Here is a 21,705-nt window from a genome sequence, read left to right as displayed (position 1 = left end):
CGGTGACCGGCTGGATGATTTGATCGTTCGGCACCAACGCTGGAAGGAGCGGCAATGCGTCCGTGGCCGGGCAACTCCTACCCGCTCGGCGCGTCGTACGACGGCGCCGGCACGAACTTCGCGCTGTTCTCGGAGGTGGCCGAGTACGTCGACCTGTGCCTGTTCGAGGCGGACGGCACGGAGACGGTGGTGCGGCTGCCCGAGGTGGACGGTTTCGTGCACCACGGCTACCTCCCGGGCATCGGACCGGGCCAGCGCTACGGCTACCGCGTGCACGGCCCGTACCGGCCGGCCGACGGGTTGCGGTGCAATCCGAAGAAGCTGCTCATCGACCCGTACGCCAAGGCGGTCGACGGCACCATCGACTGGGACGAGTCGCTGTTCGGCTACCACTTCGACCAGCCCGACCAGCGCAACGACGCCGACTCGGCGCCGCACCTGCCCAAGTCGGTGGTGATCAACCCGTTCTTCGACTGGGCCGAGGACCGCCGCCCGCGCACGCCGTACCACGAGACCGTGATCTACGAGGCGCACGTCCGCGGCACCACGATCAACCACCCGTTCATCCCCGCGGACCTGCGCGGCACCTACTCGGGCCTGGCGCATCCGGTGATGATCGAGCACTTCACCCGGCTCGGCGTGACGGCGGTCGAGCTGATGCCGGTGCACCAGTTCGTCGACGACCACCACCTGACCGAGCGCGGCCTGTCCAACTACTGGGGCTACAACACGATCGCCTTCCTGGCCCCGCACAACCGCTACGCCTCGCAGGGCGCGCTGGGCAACCAGGTGCAGGAGTTCAAGGCGATGGTGCGGTCGCTGCACGACGCCGGCATCGAGGTCATCCTCGACGTGGTCTACAACCACACCGCCGAGGGCAACCACATGGGCCCGACGCTGTCCATGCGCGGCATCGACAACGCCGCCTACTACCGGCTGGTCGACGACGAGCCGCGCTACTACATGGACTACACCGGCACCGGCAACTCGCTCAACGCCCGCAACCCGCACACCCTCCAGCTGATCATGGACTCGCTGCGGTACTGGGTGACCGAGATGCATGTGGACGGCTTCCGCTTCGACCTGGCGGCCACCCTGGCCCGTGAGTTCTACGACGTCGACCGGCTGTCGGCCTTCTTCGACATCGTGCAGCAGGACCCGGTGGTCAGCCAGGTGAAGCTGATCGCCGAGCCGTGGGACGTCGGCCCCGGTGGCTACCAGGTGGGCAACTTCCCTCCATTGTGGACGGAGTGGAACGGCAAGTACCGCGACACCGTACGGGACTTCTGGCGCGGCGAGGCCGGCACGCTGGGCGAGTTCGCCTCCCGGATCACCGGCTCGTCCGACCTGTACCAGGACGACGGGCGGCGGCCGTTCGCCTCGATCAACTTCGTCACCGCGCACGACGGCTTCACGCTGAACGACCTGGTGTCGTACAACGACAAGCACAACGAGGCCAACGGCGAGGACGGCAACGACGGGGCCGACGACAACCGGTCGTGGAACTGCGGCGCCGAGGGCCCGAGCGAGGATCCCGAGGTGCAGGCGCTGCGGGCCAAGCAGCGGCGCAACTTCATCGCCACCCTGTTCCTGTCCCAGGGCGTGCCGATGCTGCTGCACGGCGACGAGCTCGGCCGCACCCAGCACGGCAACAACAACGTGTACTGCCAGGACAACGAGACCTCCTGGGTCGACTGGGCGCTGGCCAAGGACAATGCCGACCTGGTCGAGTTCACCGGGCGGATGGCGGCGCTGCGGGCCGAGCACCCGGTGTTCCGGCGGCGCAAGTTCTTCCAGGGCCGCCCGCTGCGCCGGGACGACGACCGCCGCGACATCGCGTGGTTCAACCCGGACGGCGAGGAGATGACCGAGGCCGACTGGGACGCCGACTTCGGCCGTGCCGTCGGGGTTTTCCTCAACGGCGACGCCATGGACGAGCTGGACCGGCGCGGCGAGTGGGTCACCGACGACTCGTTCCTGTTGTGCTTCAACGCCTGGCACGAGGCCGTCGACTTCCGTATCCCGGACGGTGAGTACGGCAGCAACTGGCTGGTCGTGGTGGACACGTCCGTGGAGTCGAACGAGGAGCCGGAGACCGAGCTGGCCGGTGGCGCCACGCTGCCGGTGCCGGCCCGGTCGCTGGTCGTGCTGCGTCGGAGTGCCGAATGATTCCCTCGTCCACGTACCGGATCCAGTTCGGGCCCGGCATGGGTTTCGCGCGGGCCAAGCAGATCGCGACCTACCTGGACCGGCTGGGCGTCGGCGCGCTGTACGCGTCGCCGCTGTTGCAGGCCACGCCCGGTTCCACGCACGGCTACGACGTCACCGATCCGACGGCGACGTCGGCCGGGCTGGGCGGCGAGGTCGGCCGGCAGGCGCTGCACGCCCGGCTGCGTGAGCTGGGCCTCGGCTTCGTCGTCGACATCGTGCCCAACCACGTCGGCATCTCGGTGCCGCAGGCCAACCCGTGGTGGTGGGACGTCCTGCGCTACGGCCAGGAGTCCTTGCACGCCAGCAAGTTCGACATCGACTGGTCGCGCGGGCCGATCATGGTGCCGATCCTCGGCGACGAGCACGGCCTCGAGGAGTTGCAGCTGGACGGGGACCGTCTCGTCTACTACGAGCAGATGTTCCCCGTCGCGCCGGGCACGGACGGTGGCGCGCCGCAGGAAGTCCATGAGCGGCAGCACTATCGGCTCGTGCACTGGCGGACGGCCAACACCGAGCTGAACTACCGGCGGTTCTTCGACATCAACACCTTGGCCGCGGTACGGGTGGAAGACCCGGAGGTGTTCGAGGCGACGCATGCCCACGTGCTGAGCTGGGGCGTGGACGGCCTGCGCATCGACCATCCGGACGGCCTGTCCGACCCGGGCGGCTACCTGCGCCGGCTGCGCGATGCCGCGCCGGAGATGTGGATCGTGGCCGAGAAGATCCTGGCCGTCGGCGAGTCGCTGCCGGTGTCGTGGCCGGTCGCCGGCACCACCGGCTACGACGCGATGCGTGAGATCTGCGGGCTGTTCATCGACCCCAACGGCGAGCCGCCGAACGCGGGATCGTTGCAGTTCCTGGAAAATCGTTGCAAGGAGACGGCGGCCCGGACGTTGCTGCGCGCGGAGGTGCGGCGCATCAACGCGTTGCTGCCCTTCGACGACGAAGAAGCCGTCATCGAGCTGCTGTCGATGTTCCCGGTCTACCGCAGCTATCTGCCGGAGGGCCGGAACTCGCTGGAGCAGGCGGCCTCGGCGAACCCGCGGTGCGCGGAGATCGCGCGGCTGATGCTGGCCGATCCGCACGGTGAGTTGGCCACGCGCGTGCAGCAGACGTCCGGCATGGTGATGGCCAAGGGCGTCGAGGACACGGCTTTCTACCGCTACAACCGGTTCGTGGCGCTGAACGAGGTCGGCAGCGACCCGTCCCGGTTCGGCGTGTCGCCGACCGAGTTCCACGTCGCCATGCAGGCCCGCGAGTCCGGGTCGCCGGAGACGATGACGGCACTGTCCACTCACGACACCAAGCGGGCCGAGGACGTCCGGGCCCGACTGGCCGTACTGTCCGAAGTGGAGTTCGAGACGGCGTTCGCCCGCTGGAGCGAGCGCAAGCCGTTGCCCGAGCGGTCTTTGACGCGGCTGGGCTGGCAGACCGTGGTCGGCGCGTATCCGATCAGCGCCGACCGGCTGCGGGACTATCTGGCCAAAGCGGCCAAGGAAGCCAAGACCGCCACCTCGTGGGTGGACGGCAATCCCGAGGTGGACAAGGCGATCGCCGCCTGGCCCGATGACGTGTTCGGCGATGCGGCGCTGATGGCCGAGGTGACCGAGCTGGTCGACCGGATCACGCCGGCCGGCTGGTCGAACTCGTTGGGGCAGAAGCTGGTGCAGCTGGCCGGCCCGGGTGTGCCGGACGTGTACCAGGGCACCGAGCTGTGGGACTTCTCGCTGGTCGACCCGGACAACCGGCGGCCGGTGGACTTCGAGCAGCGGGCCGCGCTGCTGGCCCGCATCGACGACGGCTGGCTGCCCGAGATCGACGCGTCCGGCGCGGCGAAACTCCTGGTCACCAGCCGCGTGTTGCGCCTGCGACGGGAGCGGCCGGAGCTGTTCACCGGGTACCGCGTCGTGCCGGCACAGGGCCCGGCGGCCGAGCACGCGCTGGCGTTCGGCCGTGGTGACCGACTTGTCGCAGTGTGCACGAGATTGCCGATCGGCCTGGCGGCCGCCGGGGGTTGGCGCGATACCGTGCTTCCGTTGCCCGCCGGGGAGTGGACCGACGTGATCACCGGTCGACCGACGAGCAGCACTGATAACTTTGGAGCTCCCCTGCTGTCCGAGCTGTTGTCCACGTATCCGGTTGCCTTGGTGGTGCGTTCGTGACCGAGTTCTCCGTGTGGGCCCCGAACCGATCCCGGGTTCGGGTCCACAATGGACTGTCCGTGCACGAGATGAGCCGCGACGCGGACGGCTGGTGGCGGGCCGAGGTGCCCGCTGCCGCGCCGGACTACGCCTTCCAGCTGGACGACGAGCCCGACGAGCTGCCCGATCCCCGCTCCCGCTGGCAGCCCGACGGCGTGCACCAGCGGTCCCGCACGTACGACCACAATGCCTTCCAGTGGACGGATTCCGCCTGGTCGGGGCGGCCGTTACCCGGTGGCGTGGTGTACGAGCTGCACATCGGCACGTTCACGGCCGAGGGCACCTTCGACGCGGCCATCGGCAAACTGGACCATTTGGTCCAGCTCGGCATCGACTTCGTGGAAGTGTTGCCGGTCAACGCCTTCGACGGTCCGCACGGCTGGGGCTACGACGGCGTGCTGTGGTACGCGGCGCACGACCCGTACGGCGGCCCGGACGGCTTCAAGCGCTTCGTCGACGCCTGCCACAACCGGGGTCTGGCCGTGCTGCTCGACGTGGTCTACAACCACCTCGGGCCGTCCGGCGCCTACCTCGACCGCTTCGGCCCGTACTTCGCCGGCGAGACGATCTGGGGCCCGACGCTCAACCTCGACGGCCCGCAGTCCGACGAGGTCCGCCGGTACGTCATCGACAACGCCCTGAGTTGGCTGCGTGACTTCCACATCGACGGCCTGCGCCTCGACGCCGTGCACGCCCTGTCCGACCGCCGGGCCACGCACCTGCTGGAAGAGCTTTCGTCCGAAGTGGACGCTCTGGCCGCCCACGTGCGCCGGCCGCTCACGCTGATCGCCGAGTCGGACCTGAACGACCCCAAGCTGGTCACCCCGCGCGAGGCTGGAGGTTACGGCCTGCACGCGCAGTGGAGCGACGACCTGCACCACTGTCTACATTCGACACTGTCCGGCGAGACCCAGGGCTACTATGCCGACTTCGGCTCGCTGCAAGCGCTTGCGGCCACCCTGACCGGGGTGTTCTTCCATGCCGGCACCTGGTCCTCGTTCCGCGGCCGCCACCACGGCCGCCCGGTGAACACGCTCACCACGCCGGGCCACCGGTTCCTGGCGTACCTCCAGAACCACGACCAGATCGGCAACCGCGCCACCGGCGACCGGCTGTCCGCCACCGTGTCCCCCGGCCTGCTGGCTTGCGGGGCGGCGATCGTGCTGTGCTCCCCCTACACGCCGATGATCTTCATGGGCGAGGAGTGGGCGGCGTCGGCGCCGTGGCAGTTCTTCGCGTCCTTCCCGGACCCGAAGCTGGCCGACGCCGTGCGCACCGGCCGCCGCAAGGAGTTCGCCGACCACGGCTGGGCCGCCGAGGACGTGCCGGATCCCATGGACCCGGCCACGTTCCAGCGGTCCAAGCTGCGGTGGGAAGAAGCCGACAACAGCGAGGTGCTGGCCACCTATCGCGCGCTGATCGCGCTGCGGCGCGAGCACCCCGAGCTGTCCGATCCCCGCCTGCATCAGTTCACCGTCGACCTGGACGAGGACCGTCGCGTCGTCACGCTGCACCGCGGCCGGCTGCGGGTCGTCTGCAACCTCGGCGGCACGCAGATCGATGTCCCGGGAACCGTGCTGTACAGCTCGAAGTCCCCGGGTGCGCCCGAATCGGTGACGGTCGTGGCCTAGCTGGCGTGGGTCTTGAGCCGCCGGCGGGTTGCCGAGATCACCGCGCGGCGCTCGTTCTCGCCCATGCCGCCCCAGATGCCGTACGGCTCCTGCACGTTGATCGCGTGCCGGAGGCACTCGGCGCGCACCGGACAGGAATGGCAGATACGCTTGGCATTGGCCTCCCTGGCCTGCCGCGCGGAGCCCCGCTCGCTGTCCGGGTGGAAGAAGACAGCGCTGTTGGCGCCGCGGCAGGCGCCCAGGCGCTGCCAGTCCCAGTTCTCGGAGACCGGGATGGGTAGCCGGTGCACGTCGGCCATGTGCGCCTCCTTGAGGTACTCGTCGTCCGCCATCTGGTACCCGTCCGCGAAGTACCCAAACCTCGGGTTTGACGATCTCCCCCGACCGGGTATCCGGGGCCCGTGGACGAGGTGAGATTCGGCCCCGAACTGCTGGACCGGCTGCTGCGGCACCTGGTCGAGCGCGTGCCCGGCTGCGACGGAGCCGGGGTGAGCACGAACTCGCGGAGCCTGCGCGCGATCGGCGCCGCCGCGAAGCGGGACGCCGAGCAGTGGGCGCGCGGCGAAGGCCCGGTGGTGGCCGCCGCGACCGGCGAGGAGACCCTGATCGAGGCCCTGCCCGACGGCATGACGTGGCTCACCGCCGTGCCCGGCAGCTGGACCCAGGAGGGCCCGTCGGTGCTGTCGGTGTACACCGACCACGAGCCCAAGGAGGACGACCTCCGGCTGATCGACCAGGTCGAGCCGCTGCTGGCCACGGCGACCGCGGTCATCGAGTTCTGCGCGGACGAGATGCTGCGGGCCGACCAGATGGTGGAGATGGTGCAGAACCGCAGGCTCATCGAGCAGGCCAAGGGCCTGGTCATGGGCCGGGTCGGCTGCGACGCCGGGGCCGCGTTCCGCACGCTGGTGCGGACCAGCCAGCACTTCAACGTCAAGCTGCGGGACATCTCGGCCGCGCTGGTCGAGGTGGTCGGCGGCGCGCCCGTCGGCGAGCAGGAGCCGGACACCGGTCCGACCACGGTGCCGCCGCCGCCTGCCGTGCAGGCCGCGCGGGTGACCTGGCAGGCACTCGGATGATCACCGGCTCGGGTAACGTGTTCGACGCAGTGGTTGAGCAGCCAGCCGCCGCGTCTTCGTCGGTGTCGAACTCCCGACAGTTCCCTTTCCGTGGACGTGAGGACAGTGGCCTGAACGTGACCGAGAACAACAGTGCACTCCCGATCGACGTGGTGGTCGACCGGCCCGCCGACGGCGTGGCCGTGGCCACCGTCGCCGGCGAGGTGGACATGCTCACCGCACCGGCCCTGCGGGCCGTGGTGCTGGCCGAGCTGGATGACTGCACGGTGCTGGTGATCGACCTGTCCGGGGTCGATTTCCTCGGCTCGGCCGGGCTGGCCGTGCTGGTCGAGGCCTCGCACGAGGCGCGGAGCCGGCAGGTGGAGCTGCGCCTGGTCGCGGCCGGCCGGTCGGTGCGGCGACCGTTGGAGATCACCGGGCTCACTGAGGTGTTGACCACGTTTCCCAGCCGGGACGACGCGGTCGGCGCGCCGGGCTGAGGGGTTGGGGGGAACAATGGGCGAGGTAGACGTCGACGGCACCGAGGTGACAGTGAGCGAGCACGAGCCCAGCACCACCACCAGCGACAAGCCCGCGTCCGGGGCCGACGTGGAGGTGCGCATCGCGGCCTCGCCCGCGCACCTGTCCGTGGTCCGGGCGGTCGCCGCCGACCTGGCGATGCGGGCCGACTTCACGTTGGACGCGATCTCCGACCTGAAGATGGCCGTTGACGAGGCCTGCTCAGAGCTGATCTCCCGGTCGGTGCCCGACGGGGACCTGGTGTGCCGGTTCTCCGTGGAGGGCGAGCAGATCCACTTCTCGGCCGAGTCGGCGACCAGCACGGTCGTGCCGCCGAGCCGGGAGAGCTTCGGCTGGCGGGTGCTGACCGCGCTCACCGACTCGGTGAACACGTGGGTCGTCCCCGGCCCCGGTGGCGGGCATGTGCTGCGGTTCGACCTGGTGAAGAAGCGGGCCGACGACGTGGTGGGCCTGTGACACAGTCTTCTGAACGCGCTACCAACGACTACGCGCACCTGGATCCCGTGCTGGCCGAGCTGGCCGGCCTGGACGCTGCGGATCCCCGCCGGACCGAGCTGCGGGACCGCCTGGTGACCGAGTTCCTGCCGGTGGCCCAGCACATCGCGCGGCGCTTCGGGCAGCGCGGCGAGCCGCACGACGACCTCGTGCAGGTGGCGACGGTCGGCCTGATCAGCGCCATCGACCGCTTCGACCCGACGCGGGGCAGCGACTTCCTGTCCTTCGCCGTGCCCACCATCATGGGCGAGGTGCGCCGGCACTTCCGGGACACCAGTTGGTCGGTGCGGGTGCCTCGGCGGCTCAAGGAGCTGCACCTGGCCATCACCGGCGCCACCAACGAGCTGTCCCAGCACCTCGGCCGCGCGCCGACGCCCAGCGAGCTGGCCACTCATCTCGGTATCACCAAGGACGAGGTGTACGAGGGCTTGGAGGCGTCCAACGCCTACCGCAGTTCGTCGCTGGACGAGCTGCTCGTCGGCACGGACAAGTCGGTGTCGCTCGGGGACGCTCTCGGCGACGAGGACCCCGAGCTGATGGGCGTGGAGAACCGGGAGGCCCTGCAACCGCTGTTGCAGCAGCTGCCGGAGCGGGAGCGGACCATCATCCTGCTGCGGTTCTTCGGCAACCTCACGCAGACGCAGATCGCCGACCGGATCGGCATCTCGCAGATGCACGTGTCGCGGCTGTTGGCCCGGACGCTGGTGGACCTTCGAAAAGGCCTGCTCAGCGAATAGGTGCGGCTTGTCGGTGGGATTTATTCGGTGTGGTCGCGTGGATTTGGTGTGGAGCCATCTGCGCGATGGCCCAAGGGCTAAAAGCGGGCAGGACGAGCCTGCCCTTGGCCTGTCAATTGTACGCCATCGCGCCCCTCCACACAAAATCCACGCGACTGGTACGAGTTGCCGTGTTGTGGTGTGGCGGGAGGAAAGAAAAGCCTTTCTGCCTGACGGGATTCACCCGTTAGGGATTCGTGTTCGATCTTGTGTTCGAGTATTCTCAAAGGTATGGAACTCACCCGCGACATCGAGAGCATGGAACCCACCGGGGCCATGTTCGATCTGGTGGTGGGTGTGGATCCAGCGAGCCTCACCCAAGAAGATTTGGTCAATTTCGTGGGGGTGGCCCGGAAGGTGCGGGCCGTGTGTGAATGGGCCGAACATGAGGCCCTCAACCACATCGACGACCTCACCGAATTGGCGATGGCCACGAAGGTGTCAGAGCCGGCCCTGGCCCGCTCACAAGAGATCGCCGCCGCCCTGGAGACCCATCCCGCGCTGGCCGAGCGGTTCCGCCGGGGAGAGATCGACCTCGCCCGCTTCGCCGCCGTGTGGGAACGCACCCGCCACCTCTCGGACCCGGCGCAGGTCGCCGAAGTCGACCAGGCCCTGGCCGAACAGGCCGCCGGTATGACTCGGACGCAGGTGTGCCGCAAGGCCACCGCGCTGGTCGCGAAGGCCGATCCGGATGGTTATGAGCAGCGCTGCCACAAAGCCAAAAACGATCGGCAGGTCAGGCTCTCTCCCTTGCCCGACGGCATGGCCCAACTGACCTGGATCCTCCCCGCCACTGAGGCCCACCAGCTGTTCCAACAGATCTGCGCCGACGCGAAGTCGCTGCCGAAGGACGAGCGCACCACCGACGAGAAACGCTCGGACGTGCTGTGGGACCGCCTGCGGGGCAAGCACACCAACTGGAACGTCCGCACCTTCGTCACCATCTCCATGGAGACCCTGCTCGGCCTCACGAACGACCCCGGTCAGCTTGCCGGTTATGGGCCGATCGCGGCCGAGGCGGCCCGCGAACTGGCCATGCATGGCCCCTTTCGGGGACTGCTGCTGGATGAGTACCAGCAGATCTCCGCGATCAGCACCGACACCTACCGACCCACGGCGCTGATGAAGGAGACGTCCGTTGCTCGGGCCGGCGGGACCTGCACCGCACCCGGCTGCACCTTGCCCATCCAGGAGCACGACCACATCACCCCGTGGCCAGAGGGCCCCACAGAGGCGACCAACCTGCAAGGGCTCTGCACCTGGCACCACCACCGCAAACACGACAACTACACAGTGACCCAGGATTCAGACGGCACCACCCACTGGATCACACCGGCCGGCCGCCACCACACCACCCGCCCCCTGCGGCACTAACCGGGGAACGGACACCGGGAAAAGGACCTCCCACAGCCACCACCAAAAGGGTGCACAGCGGGAGTCAAAACCCAGCCACCGCCATTCCCTTCACACACCGATCGCCAACTCCGCGAATTGGGTCGATTTTGTGTGGAGGGGCGCGATGGCGTACAATTGACAGGCCAAGGGCAGGCTCGTCCTGCCCGCTTTTAGCCCTTGGGCCATCGCGCAGAGGCTCCACACCAAATCGACCCACAAACCGAAGAACCCCCGGGAAACCGCGCGGCACGCGCACCCAACCCTCACCTATCCCCCCATCGCCCCGATCATCAGGTCCCAGAACCTCGCGGCGTCCAATCCAGTGGCGACCATGGCGTTGGGCTTGCGGCCGGTGACCCGGTCCACGTCGACGACGGTCGCGCCGCGCGTGTAGGTGCCGGTCAGCTCGATCTCCACATTCAACGGCCGTACCGCAAGGATCGTCGGGTCGATCACCGCCGCCACGGCCACCGGGTCGTGGACGGGCGGGGACTCGAAGCCGAAATACGTCCGGTAGGTATCGCTGAAGTAGGTCAGCAGGTCATGGCACACCTGGGCCAACGGCGTGCCGATCGCGGCGATGCGGGCGAGCACATCCGGCGTGGCCAAGGCCTGGTGGGTGACGTCCAGCCCGCACATGGTGATCGGCACTCCAGACCGGAAGACCACGTCCGCCGCCTCCGGGTCGGCCAGGATGTTGAACTCGGCCAACGGTGCCATGTTGCCGCGGCCGGTCGAGCCGCCCATGAGCACGATGCGCTCGATGTTCTTGTGCCCCACCAACCCGGCCACAGTGGTCAGCGGGCCGGTGGCGATGATCGTGGTGGGCTCGGTGAGTACATCGGAGGCGAGTTCATACGCCCCGCGCGGGTCGACGTCCACGGTGGGCGGCGGGAAGTTGGGCCCGTCCAGGCCGCTGTCGCCGTGGATCTCCCCGGCGTACAACGGTTCCTGGACCAACGGCCGGTCGGCGCCGGCCGCGATGGGCACGTCGGTGATACCAGCGACCGTGCACATCCGACGGGCGTTCATCGTGGTCTTGGCCAGCGTCTGGTTGCCGGCCACGGTGGTGATCGCCCGCAGGTCGAGTCGCCGGGCGGCCAGCAGGATGGCCAACGCGTCGTCATGCCCGGGATCGCAGTCGAGGATCACCCGTGTCGTCATGTCCCCATGGTGTCACGGGCCTCCCGCCACGCCTCGTATTCGGCGCGGCTGTCGGAGGTGAGCGGGTAGTAGTCGCTGAGGGTCGCCCCCTGGTCGATCCTCATGCGGCTGAACACCTCCCACTCCTCGTGATCACCGGCGCTGCGCGCGAGATCGGCCGCGCTGCGCTGGGGCACCACCACGGCCCCGTCGTCATCGGCGACGACAACGTCACCGGGCAGGCACAGGACACCGCCGACAGCGACGGGAACGTCATACGCCCACGGGAAAAGCTCCGACTGCGAGGCATAGTGCGGCGTCGATCCCGTGCACCAGATGGGCACGCCGAGCTTGCGCACCCGAGGCGCATCGCGGATACGGCCGTCGACGATGATCCCGGCCCCGCCGCGGCGCTTGAAGTAGCGCACGAGCATGTCGCCGAGGCATCCCGTATAGGCGCTGCCATACGCCTGCACGACAAGGACATCGCCCGGCTGCACGGTCTCCAGCACGGCCCACAGCGCGGTGGTCCGCTCCACGTACTCCTGGGCCACGCCGCTGGCGATGTCCTCCCGCTGCGGCATGAACTGCAATGTCACGCTGGAGCCGACGATCCGCTGCCCGAGGCTCAACGGCTTCGGGCCCTCGATGAACGTGCGCGTGATGCCGTCCTTGTGCAGCTGGGCGCACGCCGTGGCACTACTGACCGGTTGCAGCGCGGCCATGATCTCGGCGTCGGCGCGGGTGTAAGCCGGGCCGCGCACCGGCAGGGGCCAGCTCATTCACAGTCCTCTCGGTTGATGGGCGGGTCGCCGGCCGAACCGCTGGAACCGCAGCCGCAGGCGGATACGGGTGCGCGGCGGCAGGTCCACCAGCAGGGATTGGTCGACGGGCATGGTCACGCCGTCGGCCGTCAGCTCGGTGAACGGATGTTCGCCGTAGCCGCCGCCGGTCAGGCGCAGAAGTTGTTGGGCGGCCCCGAGATTGAGCACCTGCACGGTGACGGTCGAGTCGTCGAGCTGCTCGACCAGGGCAGCAACGTCCTCGGGCAGGCCGGGCCGATTACGCAGGGCGTCGGTCCAGCGGAGCTGGCTGTACGGCAGCCCGCCGTTGTACAGCATCTGCGGCGCGCCGGCGATGAGCTGGGTCAACACCTCGGTGACCACCGGGTTGAGCTCCTGCCACCAGTGGATGTTGTCGTCCGGCGGCGGTGTCGGATGCTCCTCCATCAGCCGCAGCCGCACACGCACCTGGCGGATCGCCATCTCCAGAGCTTCCTCGGGCCAGTCCGGGTTGTCGCCGAGCAGATACGTCAGCCACGGCGGCTCGTGACCGGCTTCCTCCTTCTCACGGAAATCCCTGACGGTCGGCCATTCGTAGCCGGAGCCGGCGGCGATACGCTCGATCAGGCGGCGGTCCTCGACACTGCGGGTCAGCCACCACAGCCAGGCCAGGTAGGCCGGCGGCAGCGGCTGGAAGTCGAACCAGCCCTTCTCGTCACGCCGATACGGCACCAGCAGCAGCTCGTCATGGACGCCGTCGCCCAGCCGCTCCTGCCAGTGGTCGAAGAACGTGGCGTCGTCGGGATCCATCGCCGCATGCCGCGCGTACCCCAAGATCGCCTTGATCATGTCCCGTGGCAGGGAAAGTGGCCGGTCCTTGCCGCTGACCACGGTCGCGTTCGAAGCGCCGATCAACGCCGGGGCCAGCACGCTGTACAGCCCGTGCGGCCAGGTCCAGCCGTAGTGGCCGCCGTACCACCGGCCGCCGTGCATCTCGCCGACCTCGCCCCGTGGCCCCACGTTGTCGGGCAGCAGACCGTCCACGGTCCTGCCCGCCCACTTGTCCACATAGGACTTGACGAAGCCGGAGTACCGGGGATCATGGTCGTACAGCCAGGCATTGGTCGCCAACGACGTGCTGGCCAGGTTCAACGGCACGTCGCCGACGCCGAGACGGGCGTTCATCGCGTCGGCCATGCGGTGCGCCAGCAGCGGTTGCGCGAGATCGTCCCAGTCGAGAATGCCCCGCACGTCCCGCAACGGCAGGCCGTACTTCCGCATTCCGGTGTTGGACGCCGAGAACGGCTGGTCCTCGCCGAGCCCCGGCCGCGGACCGAGAGCGCCGACGTGCGGTGCCCGCATCATCCGACGCCGACCGTCGTAGTTGTGCACCGGCGAGTCCGGCAGGAACAGGTCGGCGAATCTCAGTGCCCTGTCACGGAAATACTCAGGATCGGCCGCGCAGAGGGTGTAGAAGAACAGCAGCGACTCGCCCTGGTGGAACCAGTCGTAGCCGTCCTCGAACTCATTGGTCAGCAGGCCGCGCTCGGTCAGCTGCGCGGTCACGCCGTGCCAGTGCCGCTTGCACGCGTCGAGCAGGTCATCGGCCCCGCCGAGCAGATAGAGCATGGGCCAGTTGAAGAACGGCTCGTAGAAGTCGTCGACGCCGTCACGGCCGAAGGTGCGGCCGGCGTAGACCAGCGAGCCGTCCGAGGCGCAGTACAGCTCCTCGAACCGCCGCCAACCCTGGTCCAGCAACGCGAACAGCTCGCGCTGCAACAGCGCCCAGCGTGGCGGCTGGACCAGCGGCGTCGTCGCGGAGGCGGTGGTGCTCATCCCTTCGTCGCCCCCGTCGTCAGCCCGGACACGATGTTCCGTTGCAGGAACACGAAGAACGCCAACACCGGCACCACCGCGACCAGCAGGTTCGGGTACACCACGGTGAAGTCGGTGGAGTACTTGCCGATCGCCGCGTACACGCTGGTCGTCACGGTGTACAGGCTCGACGCCGGCCCCAGGATGATCTGCGGGTTGACGAAGTCGGTCCAGACCCCGATGGTGTGCAACACGATCGCCGTCACCACCGCCGGCTTCATCAGCGGAAAGATGATCCGCCAGAACGTGGTGAACGGCCCCGCGCCGTCCATCCGCGCCGCCTCGTCCAGCTCCCGCGGCAGCGTCTTGATGTACGAGACGTAGAGGAACATGGAGATCGGCAGGGTCAGCGTGGTCTCGAACAACAGGAATCCCGGCACCGTGCCCATCAGGCCCAGCGTCTTGAGCACGTAGATCACCGGGATCACCAGAACCTGGCTCGGGATGAACATACCCACCAGGAACAGCACCAGCAGCGCCCGATGCCCGATCCGCGTGCCGCGGGCGATCACGTACGCCGCCGGGCCGCTGACCAGCAATGACAGCACATTCACCCCGACGGCGAACAACGCCGTCACGATATAGGCCTTGACCAAGGAGAAGTCCGGCGAGTTGAGCGCGCCGAGCAGGTAGTCGACCGACAGCCGCGGCAGCGGGATGCCGAACGGCTCCTGGGTGATGTCCTGCTGTGACTTGAAGGAGTTGACGACCAGCAGGTAGGCCGGCACCACCATCAAGATCACCACCGGCAGCAGGATGAGGCGTCGGATCATGCCGCCACCGCCTTCTCGGCCCGCTGCCGCAACGCCGTCACGCCAAGGGCCAGCGCGCCGATCACCACCATCAACGTGATCGCCTGCGCCGCCCCGTAGCCCAACTGGTTGCTGCGGAACGAACTCGACAGGATCAGGAAGGCGAAGGTGCTGGTCCGGCCGGCCGGGCCACCGCCGGTCAGGGCGAGCACGATCTCGTACACCCGCAGCAACCCGACCAGCACCAGCACGATGTTCACGGTCACCGAGGGCGCCAACACCGGCCACGTCACCGCCCGGAACGTCTGCCACCGCCCGGCACCGTCCACAGTGGCCGCTTCCAGCAGGCTCGGTGGCACGGTCTGCAACCCGGCCAGGTACAGCACGACGTTCACGCCGAACTGGGACCACACCACGACGAACGTGATGCTGCCGACCGCCCACACCGGGTCGGACAGGAACGGCACGGGGATCACCGCGTTGGCGATCACGCCGTCCGCGCCGAGGATGGCCGACCACAGGAAGCCGATGATGATCGGCCCGACCACGTACGGATAGAACACCACGGCCCGCAGCAGACTGGTGAAACGGTTGCGGCGGTTGAGCAACAGCGCCAGCCCGAGCCCGGCGGCGTTGCAGCCGATCGTGCCGACGACCGTGATCACCAGCGTCACCACGGCCGCGTTCCGTACGTCCACATCGGACAGCAGGCGCTGGTAGTTGGCCCAGCCCACGGGATTCGGGTTCGGCGTGAGCCCGTCCCAGTCGGTGAAGCTGAGGTAGCCGGCGATGGCGATGGGCACCAGCATGAACACCGCCAGCAGCACCAGCGCCGGCCCGAGCATCAGCGCCCGCTGCGCGCTACTTCGCATTGGCGGTGTACCAGTCGTCGAGTGCGGTGATCACCTGCGGCGCCGTCTGCCCGACGTACAAGCCCTGCACCAGCTTGTTGACCTCGTCGCCGAACCCGGTCGGCGCGGAGTTGTCGCCCTGCCCGGCCGAAGCGACGACGGTCGTCCTGGCCGCGGCCACGATCGCGCCGACCTCCTTGTTCAGCGCCGAAGCCGGGTAGTCGAAGCCGGTACGGAAGTTGCCCTCGGCGGCCAGCTCGGCGGTCACCGCGGCCTTGTCGCTGACCAGGTACTTGACCAGATCCAGCGCGGCCGCCTGGTTCTTGGACGACTTGAGGATCGACCACGGCACCGACGGGCCGCCGGCCAGCGGCGCCGGTGAGCCGTCGAAGGTCGGCATCGAGAACACGCCGGCCTGGAACGGCAGCCTGGCACTGTCCAAAGTGGGCACCAGCCAGCTGCCCATGATGTACGTGCCGGACTTGCCGGCCACGAACTGGTCGATCGAGTCCTGGTACTTCAGGCCCATCGCGTTGGGCGAGGTCAGCCCCTGCCCGATCCAGCTCTGGTACACGCCGAGCACCTTGGTCCAGTTGCTGTCGGCGAAGGTCACGGAAGTCTTGTTCCGCTGGGCGAACCAGTCCGCCGTCGTGTTCAACACGTTGGGATTGGCCATCATCTGCGCCTGCGCCCCGGTGACCCAGTCGCCGGCGGTCTGCGTCGGCACGTAGCCGGCGGCCTTGAGCTTGACCAGGTCGGCGGTGAACTCGTCGAAGGTCTTGGGCGGCGCCGCGATGCCGGCCTTCGCGAAGGCGTCCTTGTTGTAGAAGACGATCGACTGCGCCTGGGTGCCGCTGCCGACCTGCCAGATCTGGCCGCCGACCTTGGACTGCACGGCATAGGGCGCGTCGGTGACCCACGGCTCGTTCGGCAGTGCGGTCAGCTGCGGCACGATCGCCGTGGACAGGCTGCCGGTGACCAGGTCGGGCGCGGAGCCGGCGGCCAGCTCCTGCTGGAGCGTGGCGCTGACGTCGGCCGCGGTCGGGGCCTCGACCGTCACCTTGACGCCGGGGTGGGCCTTCTCGTACGGGGCGACGAGGTCGGCGTAGAACTGCTTGGTCAGCACCGGCGTGATGTTGACCAGCATCCTGAGCTGCGCCGACGTCGTCGAACCGGACTCGCCGGACTGCTGGAAGCCACCCCCACAGGCAGTCGCCAGCAGGAGCACGGCGACCGCCAGCACACCGCGGTGTGTGCGTCTCATGGGACACCTTCAATCGTCTATCGATTAGCGATGAACCATCGAAAGACGGGGAGGCGGCCGCCGTCAACCCTCGTGACGGAGCCGTTACCCGTCCCGGTTGGGCCGGCCCGGCAGCTCCCGGCCGGCCGCGTGATCATGGAACGCGGCCGCCGCCCGACCGCGGTTTCCGCTGGCCAGCAGCTCGATCAGGTCCTGGTGGGCCTCGGCCATCTCGGCCCAGCTGCCGGTGAAACCGGGGTCGCCGACCACCCGCAGGCTGAGCAGCCGCGACTCCATGACGTCCCACAGCCTGGGCAGGTAGACGTTGCCCGACAGCTCGACCACGCTGCGGTGGAAGCCCATGTCGGCCGCCCGGAACGCGGCTAAGTCCAGCGCTTCGGCGGCCCGGCGCATGCCGTCCACGAAGCCCTCCAGCCGCTGCCGGGCCGGCGGGTCGAAGTGGGTCACCGCCTCGCGGGCGGCCGCCTCCTCCAGCATCGCTCGCACCTCGCGGGCGTCATCCACGTCCTCGGTGGAGATCTGCGTCACGTAGCTGCCGCGCCGCGGCAGCGAGGTGATCAAACCCTCGTGGGCCAGGCGTTTCACCGCTTCGCGGACCGGCGCCTGGCTCACCCCGAGCCGCCGCGCGATCTCCGACTCGACGATGCGGTCACCCGGCTCGAGGGTGCCGTCCAGGATCCACCGGCGCACCAGCTCGTAGGCCTGGTCGGACAGCAGCACCCGCGGCAGCGCCTCCTCGGGCATCGAGGCCATCTCGCCCTCCCCCTGATCGTCGTCGAGATCAAACGATAACCGATAGCCATTGACACCGGCGGGCCTCGCTGCCTACCGTCCGGCCACTAATCGATTACCGATTGGATCGGCAATGACGCCCTCGAGATCGGGACTGGTGTCCCTGGTCGCCGTCGCCCTGCTGGTCACCAGCGCGACCGCACACGCCGCCCCCGCCCAGCACGGCCGCACGTTCTACGTCAGCACGACCGGCAACGACAGCGACGCCGGCAGCTCGGCCAAGCCCTTCCAGCACGTCCAGCAGTGCGCGAAGGTGCTCACCGCCGGCGACACCTGCGTGATCGCCGCCGGCACGTACCGCGAGACCGTGACCCCGGCCAACAGCGGCACCGCGAACTCCCCCATCACCTACACCGCCGCCCCCGGCGCGGCCGTCACGGTCGACGGCACCGACCCGGTCACCGGTTGGGCCCAGGTCACCGCCGGTGACCTGGCCACACTCGCCGCCGGCGACAGCCACATCCCCGGCTCTCCCTTCGCCGCGGGCGTCAACGCCGGCCACATCTACCGCGCGCCGGTCACGCTCAACCCGAAGCTGCCCGGCAATCAGGTCTTCGTCGACGGCGCGCTCAGTGCCCAGGCGGCGCTGGTCTACCCCGGCACCAATCCCATGCACCCCAACCTGGGCACGGCCCAGGGCGGCACCGCCAAGAGCCTGTCCGACAGCGCCCTCACGCAACCCGACGGTTACTGGATCGGTGCGCGGCTGACCGCCCGCAACTGGTTCATCACCGAGACCGAGACCGTGACGGCCTCCGCGGTCGGCAGTGTCACCGCCGACGGCTGGCACAACTGTGTGGGTCTGGCCCCGAACGGCGTCGAGACGTACTCGCTCAGCGGCCGCCTCGAACTGCTCGGCCACGCCGGCGAATGGTTCTACACCAACGGTTCCCTCTACCTGTGGACGCTGGACGGCGACTCGCCGGCCGGCCACGCCGTGGAGGCCAAGCAGCGCAACCTGGGCTTCGATCTGGCCGGCAGGTCGTACACCACGCTGAAGAACCTCGGCGTGCGCGGCACCACCGTGCAGACCTCGGCCACCTCGACCCACGACGTCATCGACGGCCTGACCGGGCGCTACCTGTCGGCGTACGACGACATCGCGCCGGACCCGAACATGGTGGAGAACCCGGACGACTGCGCGTTCCTGACCGCGGGCGAGAGCACCTCCGGCGTCATGCTCATGGGCACGCAGAACACGTTGCGCAACAGCACGATCGACTGGAGCGCCGGCAACGGCGTGGTGGTCGGCGGCTCGCACAACACGGTCACCGGCAACACCATTCTGCATACCGACTACATGGCCAGCTACGCCTCGGGCATCAACATCATCGGCCCGTACGAGACCGTCACGCACAACACGGTCTCGAGCGTCGGCCGTACCCCGGTCAACATCGACGACAAGATGACCAGCCAGACCGTGCCGGGCGAAACGGTCTCGTACAACGACCTTTCCGACTGGAACAACCTGGTCAACGACGGCGGCGCGATCTACGTGTGCTGCCACAACAACCTCGCCGGCACGGTGTTCGACCACAACCTGCTGCACGACCCGGCGGCCACGCCCAACAACAACCTGACGCCCGGCATCTACCTGGATAACGGCGCGTACAACGCCACCGCGTACGACAATGTGGCCTGGCACAACACCTATGGCGTGGTGCTGCTCAACGGCGACTCCTCGACCGGCAACAAGATCTACAACAACACGTCCGGCACCGATCCCAAGGCGGTGTCGCTGTTCGGCAGCAGCTACCCGAACAGCGAGTTCGCCAACAACATCGGCGACGTGGACGTGCGGGCCGGGGCCACGGTGACCAACAACCTGCCGTATTCCACGGATCCGTTGTTCGCCAACCCATCGGCGTACGACTACTCGCTCCAGTCCGGCTCGCCGGCCCGCAACTTCGGCGTGGTGCGCCCGCCGGCCACCGACGGCTACCGCGACCGCAAGCCCAGCGCCGGCGCGTACCAGTACGGCGCACCGAAGTGGTCGGCCGGCGCGCCCGGCGACCGCACCACCGTGCAGGCCGAGCGCTACGCCGACAACAGCGGCGTTGCCCGGCATGCCGCCGGAACCGGTGTCGTGCTCGGCAGTTTCGACGGCGGCGACTGGGCCAAGTACACCGCCGTCGACTTCGGCAGCGGGCGAACCTGGTTCCACGGCAGCGTCGGCGAGGACCCGGCCTACGCCGGCCGCCAGTTCCAGGTCCGCCTGGACAGCCTCACCGGACCGGTGATCACTACCGTGACCGCCTTGTCCACCGGCGGTTTCGACACCTACACCGACCAGTCCATGCCGATCACGCCGACCGCCGGCGTGCACGACGTGTACCTGGTGGCGCTGGGCTCGTCGCCGGGCGTGGCCAACCTGGACTACTTCGCCTTCGCTTAGGGCAGATGGGGGTGTGCCTCCGGCACACCCCCTTCTGTCACAGCCGGGAGATCGAGGCCAGCCACGCCTCGACCGTGCCGCCCGCGAGGTCCATTGTGGACGGTTCGATCGAGTCGACGTGCCAGCCGTCGGCGAAGGCGGCGCGGATCTCGGCCTCGCTGATCCGCCGCGGCCCCCACTCGCCCTCCTGCCGGTCGCTGAAGCACAGCAGGTGCAGGCGGGCCCCGGCCCGGGTCACCGCCGCCAGCGTGGCCACGTAGCGGATCCGGTCGTCGTCCTCGAACACGTGGAACAGCGCACTGTCCACAATGGTCTCGAACTCGCCGGTGAGCTCCAGCGCGTTGCCCACCTCGAAACGGACCTCAAGCCCGCGCTCGGCCGCCTTGGCCCGGGCCCGTTCGATGGCCACGGGCGAGGTGTCGATGCCCGTCGCCGCCAGTCCCAGACTCGCGGCCAGCAGCGCGTGTTCCCCGTCCCGCAGCCGACATCCAGCACACGCCCGGCGAACTCGCCGGCCCGCGCGCGGATCGCCGGCTGCGGATGGCCGACGTCCCACGGCGCCCGGTCGGCGTAGATCTCGTCGAAGTCCTCGGGGTGGCGCGGCCGGATGTCCGTCCGGCGGGGTATGAACCTCATCCCCGATCATGCGCGGCCCAAGATCGACGCGGTAGTCGTTGGCCCGGTACTTCACCGTGAAGCCGAGCCGCTCGTACAGGTCGAAGGCCCGCGTCAGGCTGTCGGTGTCAACGCCCAATCCGACGAACGGCCGACCCAGTCGGGCATTCGCGGCGATCGCCGTGGTCAGCAGCGCCGCGGCCAGGCCGCGGCGGCGGTGATCGGGATGCACGCCGAGCCATTTCACCCAGCCCTCGCCCGTGACCTCGGACGGCGCGGATGCCAGCAGCACGCCGCCCAGCTCGCCGGATTCCGCTGCGGCGACCAGGCATTCGGCCAACACCAGGCTCGGCGTGCCCTCGTAGTCGTGCTGATCGGTGAACGCCGCGCGCAGCACGTCGCCGGCGGCGGGCAGTTCCTCCTCGGCGGGAGGGCGGATCGTGTAGCCGGGGACCGGTGCGGGCGGCTGCTCGTCGCCGGTCAGCGGCCGCGTCATCCGCGCGTGGAGGTGATTGAACTCGAAGCCGGCCTCGGCGAGCACGCCGATGTACTGCTCCTCCGTCTGCAACGCACCGGCCTTGACCAGCGGTTTGCCGTCGGCCCGTTCGACCACACGGTCCAGCAGCGCCTCGATCAGGTACGCCTGCACCGACGGGCCCTCGCCGGGCCGGGCGTAGGCGTCGCAGAACGGCCCCGACGGGTACAGCTGGCCCCAGCCGACGAGCCGGTCGTCGCCGTCCCGCACCAGCCAGGCGTCGGCGTTCAGGTCGACGCCGGGGCCGGTGAGCGCGTCGACCACCTCGCTGCGCTCGTAGTCGCGGTAGCCGAGGTAGACCTCCTCGGTGGCGTGCACCAGGTCGAGGATCTCGTCGACGTCGGCCAGCGCCGGTCGCAGCGTCCGATAGCCGTCGGGAAGTCGCATCGGGCCA

Annotated in this window: 18 protein-coding genes; 9 read left to right on the top strand and 9 right to left on the bottom strand. The window is 68.9% G+C overall.

Translation table 11 applies throughout. From position 1 onward, the window contains the following. Positions 1-54: 54 nt before the first annotated feature. Genes glgX through treZ form a run of 3 tightly spaced genes read left to right on the top strand, consistent with a single transcriptional unit; the run spans position 55 to position 6,043 of the window. Positions 55-2,169 carry a glycogen debranching protein GlgX gene (gene glgX / locus M3Q35_RS02245; RefSeq protein WP_273939885.1) on the top strand — a complete coding sequence of 705 codons (2,115 nt, stop codon included), beginning with the start codon at positions 55-57 and terminating at the stop codon, positions 2,167-2,169. Further along, entirely contained in the window at positions 2,166-4,373 is a 2,208-nt protein-coding gene (gene treY / locus M3Q35_RS02240) for a malto-oligosyltrehalose synthase (RefSeq protein WP_273939884.1), read from the top strand. The genes glgX and treY overlap by 4 nt, the downstream gene beginning before the upstream one ends. Next, positions 4,370-6,043 carry a malto-oligosyltrehalose trehalohydrolase gene (treZ, locus tag M3Q35_RS02235; protein ID WP_273939883.1) on the top strand — a complete coding sequence of 558 codons (1,674 nt, stop codon included), beginning with the start codon at positions 4,370-4,372 and terminating at the stop codon, positions 6,041-6,043. Before treY ends, treZ begins: the two co-directional genes overlap by 4 nt. Here treZ and M3Q35_RS02230 read toward each other — a convergent pair. Next, on the bottom strand, positions 6,040-6,342 hold the full coding sequence (locus M3Q35_RS02230; protein ID WP_273944233.1) for a WhiB family transcriptional regulator: 303 nt from the start codon (positions 6,340-6,342) through the stop codon (positions 6,040-6,042). The two genes, treZ and M3Q35_RS02230, sit on opposite strands and share 4 nt — an antisense overlap. A 102-nt stretch (positions 6,343-6,444) precedes the next feature. Between M3Q35_RS02230 and M3Q35_RS02225 the strand changes: the two genes are divergently transcribed. From M3Q35_RS02225 to M3Q35_RS02205, 5 genes are all read left to right on the top strand, one after another. Next, positions 6,445-7,122: an ANTAR domain-containing protein gene (locus tag M3Q35_RS02225; RefSeq protein WP_273939882.1), complete on the top strand. Its 678-nt coding sequence runs from the start codon at positions 6,445-6,447 to the stop codon at positions 7,120-7,122. Between the two features lie 116 nt (positions 7,123-7,238). Further along, positions 7,239-7,601, top strand: coding sequence for an STAS domain-containing protein (locus M3Q35_RS02220; RefSeq protein ID WP_273939881.1), 363 nt, complete (start codon positions 7,239-7,241; stop codon positions 7,599-7,601). A 16-nt stretch (positions 7,602-7,617) separates the two neighbouring features. Then, positions 7,618-8,097: an ATP-binding protein gene (locus tag M3Q35_RS02215; RefSeq protein ID WP_273939880.1), complete on the top strand. Its 480-nt coding sequence runs from the start codon at positions 7,618-7,620 to the stop codon at positions 8,095-8,097. Next, positions 8,094-8,873, top strand: a complete 780-nt coding sequence (locus tag M3Q35_RS02210) for a SigB/SigF/SigG family RNA polymerase sigma factor (protein ID WP_273939879.1) — start codon at positions 8,094-8,096, stop codon at positions 8,871-8,873. The genes M3Q35_RS02215 and M3Q35_RS02210 overlap by 4 nt, the downstream gene beginning before the upstream one ends. A gap of 270 nt (positions 8,874-9,143) precedes the next feature. After that, on the top strand, positions 9,144-10,286 hold the full coding sequence (locus M3Q35_RS02205) for an HNH endonuclease signature motif containing protein (RefSeq protein ID WP_273939878.1): 1,143 nt from the start codon (positions 9,144-9,146) through the stop codon (positions 10,284-10,286). A 288-nt stretch (positions 10,287-10,574) separates the two neighbouring features. Here the strand turns inward: M3Q35_RS02205 and M3Q35_RS02200 are convergent, their stop codons facing one another. From M3Q35_RS02200 to M3Q35_RS02170, 7 genes are all read right to left on the bottom strand, one after another. Beyond that, positions 10,575-11,471, bottom strand: a complete 897-nt coding sequence (locus M3Q35_RS02200; RefSeq protein WP_273939877.1) for a nucleoside hydrolase — start codon at positions 11,469-11,471, stop codon at positions 10,575-10,577. Next, complete coding sequence (locus M3Q35_RS02195) at positions 11,468-12,232, bottom strand: RraA family protein (protein ID WP_273939876.1); 765 nt, start codon at positions 12,230-12,232, stop codon at positions 11,468-11,470. The genes M3Q35_RS02200 and M3Q35_RS02195 overlap by 4 nt, the downstream gene beginning before the upstream one ends. Continuing rightward, positions 12,233-14,068 (bottom strand): DUF8034 domain-containing protein, encoded by a 1,836-nt coding sequence (locus M3Q35_RS02190; protein WP_273939875.1) that lies wholly within the window; start codon positions 14,066-14,068, stop codon positions 12,233-12,235. Next, on the bottom strand, positions 14,065-14,880 hold the full coding sequence (locus tag M3Q35_RS02185; protein WP_273939874.1) for a carbohydrate ABC transporter permease: 816 nt from the start codon (positions 14,878-14,880) through the stop codon (positions 14,065-14,067). Before M3Q35_RS02185 ends, M3Q35_RS02190 begins: the two co-directional genes overlap by 4 nt. Further along, positions 14,877-15,731, bottom strand: coding sequence for a carbohydrate ABC transporter permease (locus M3Q35_RS02180; RefSeq protein WP_273939873.1), 855 nt, complete (start codon positions 15,729-15,731; stop codon positions 14,877-14,879). The genes M3Q35_RS02185 and M3Q35_RS02180 overlap by 4 nt, the downstream gene beginning before the upstream one ends. After that, positions 15,721-16,974 (bottom strand): ABC transporter substrate-binding protein, encoded by a 1,254-nt coding sequence (locus M3Q35_RS02175; protein ID WP_273939872.1) that lies wholly within the window; start codon positions 16,972-16,974, stop codon positions 15,721-15,723. Before M3Q35_RS02175 ends, M3Q35_RS02180 begins: the two co-directional genes overlap by 11 nt. A gap of 84 nt (positions 16,975-17,058) precedes the next feature. Further along, positions 17,059-17,727, bottom strand: coding sequence for a GntR family transcriptional regulator (locus tag M3Q35_RS02170; protein WP_273939871.1), 669 nt, complete (start codon positions 17,725-17,727; stop codon positions 17,059-17,061). Between the two features lie 112 nt (positions 17,728-17,839). Between M3Q35_RS02170 and M3Q35_RS02165 the strand changes: the two genes are divergently transcribed. Then, positions 17,840-20,161, top strand: a complete 2,322-nt coding sequence (locus M3Q35_RS02165) for a carbohydrate-binding protein (protein ID WP_273939870.1) — start codon at positions 17,840-17,842, stop codon at positions 20,159-20,161. A gap of 37 nt (positions 20,162-20,198) precedes the next feature. Here the strand turns inward: M3Q35_RS02165 and M3Q35_RS02160 are convergent, their stop codons facing one another. Next, complete coding sequence (locus tag M3Q35_RS02160; RefSeq protein WP_273939869.1) at positions 20,199-21,698, bottom strand: GNAT family N-acetyltransferase; 1,500 nt, start codon at positions 21,696-21,698, stop codon at positions 20,199-20,201. Positions 21,699-21,705 lie beyond the last annotated feature (7 nt).

Source organism: Kutzneria chonburiensis, from assembly GCF_028622115.1.
In the GTDB taxonomy this organism is placed as follows: domain Bacteria; phylum Actinomycetota; class Actinomycetes; order Mycobacteriales; family Pseudonocardiaceae; genus Kutzneria; species Kutzneria chonburiensis.
Note: the sequence above shows the minus strand (reverse complement) of the source record. Positions and strands in the feature narration are given on the sequence as shown.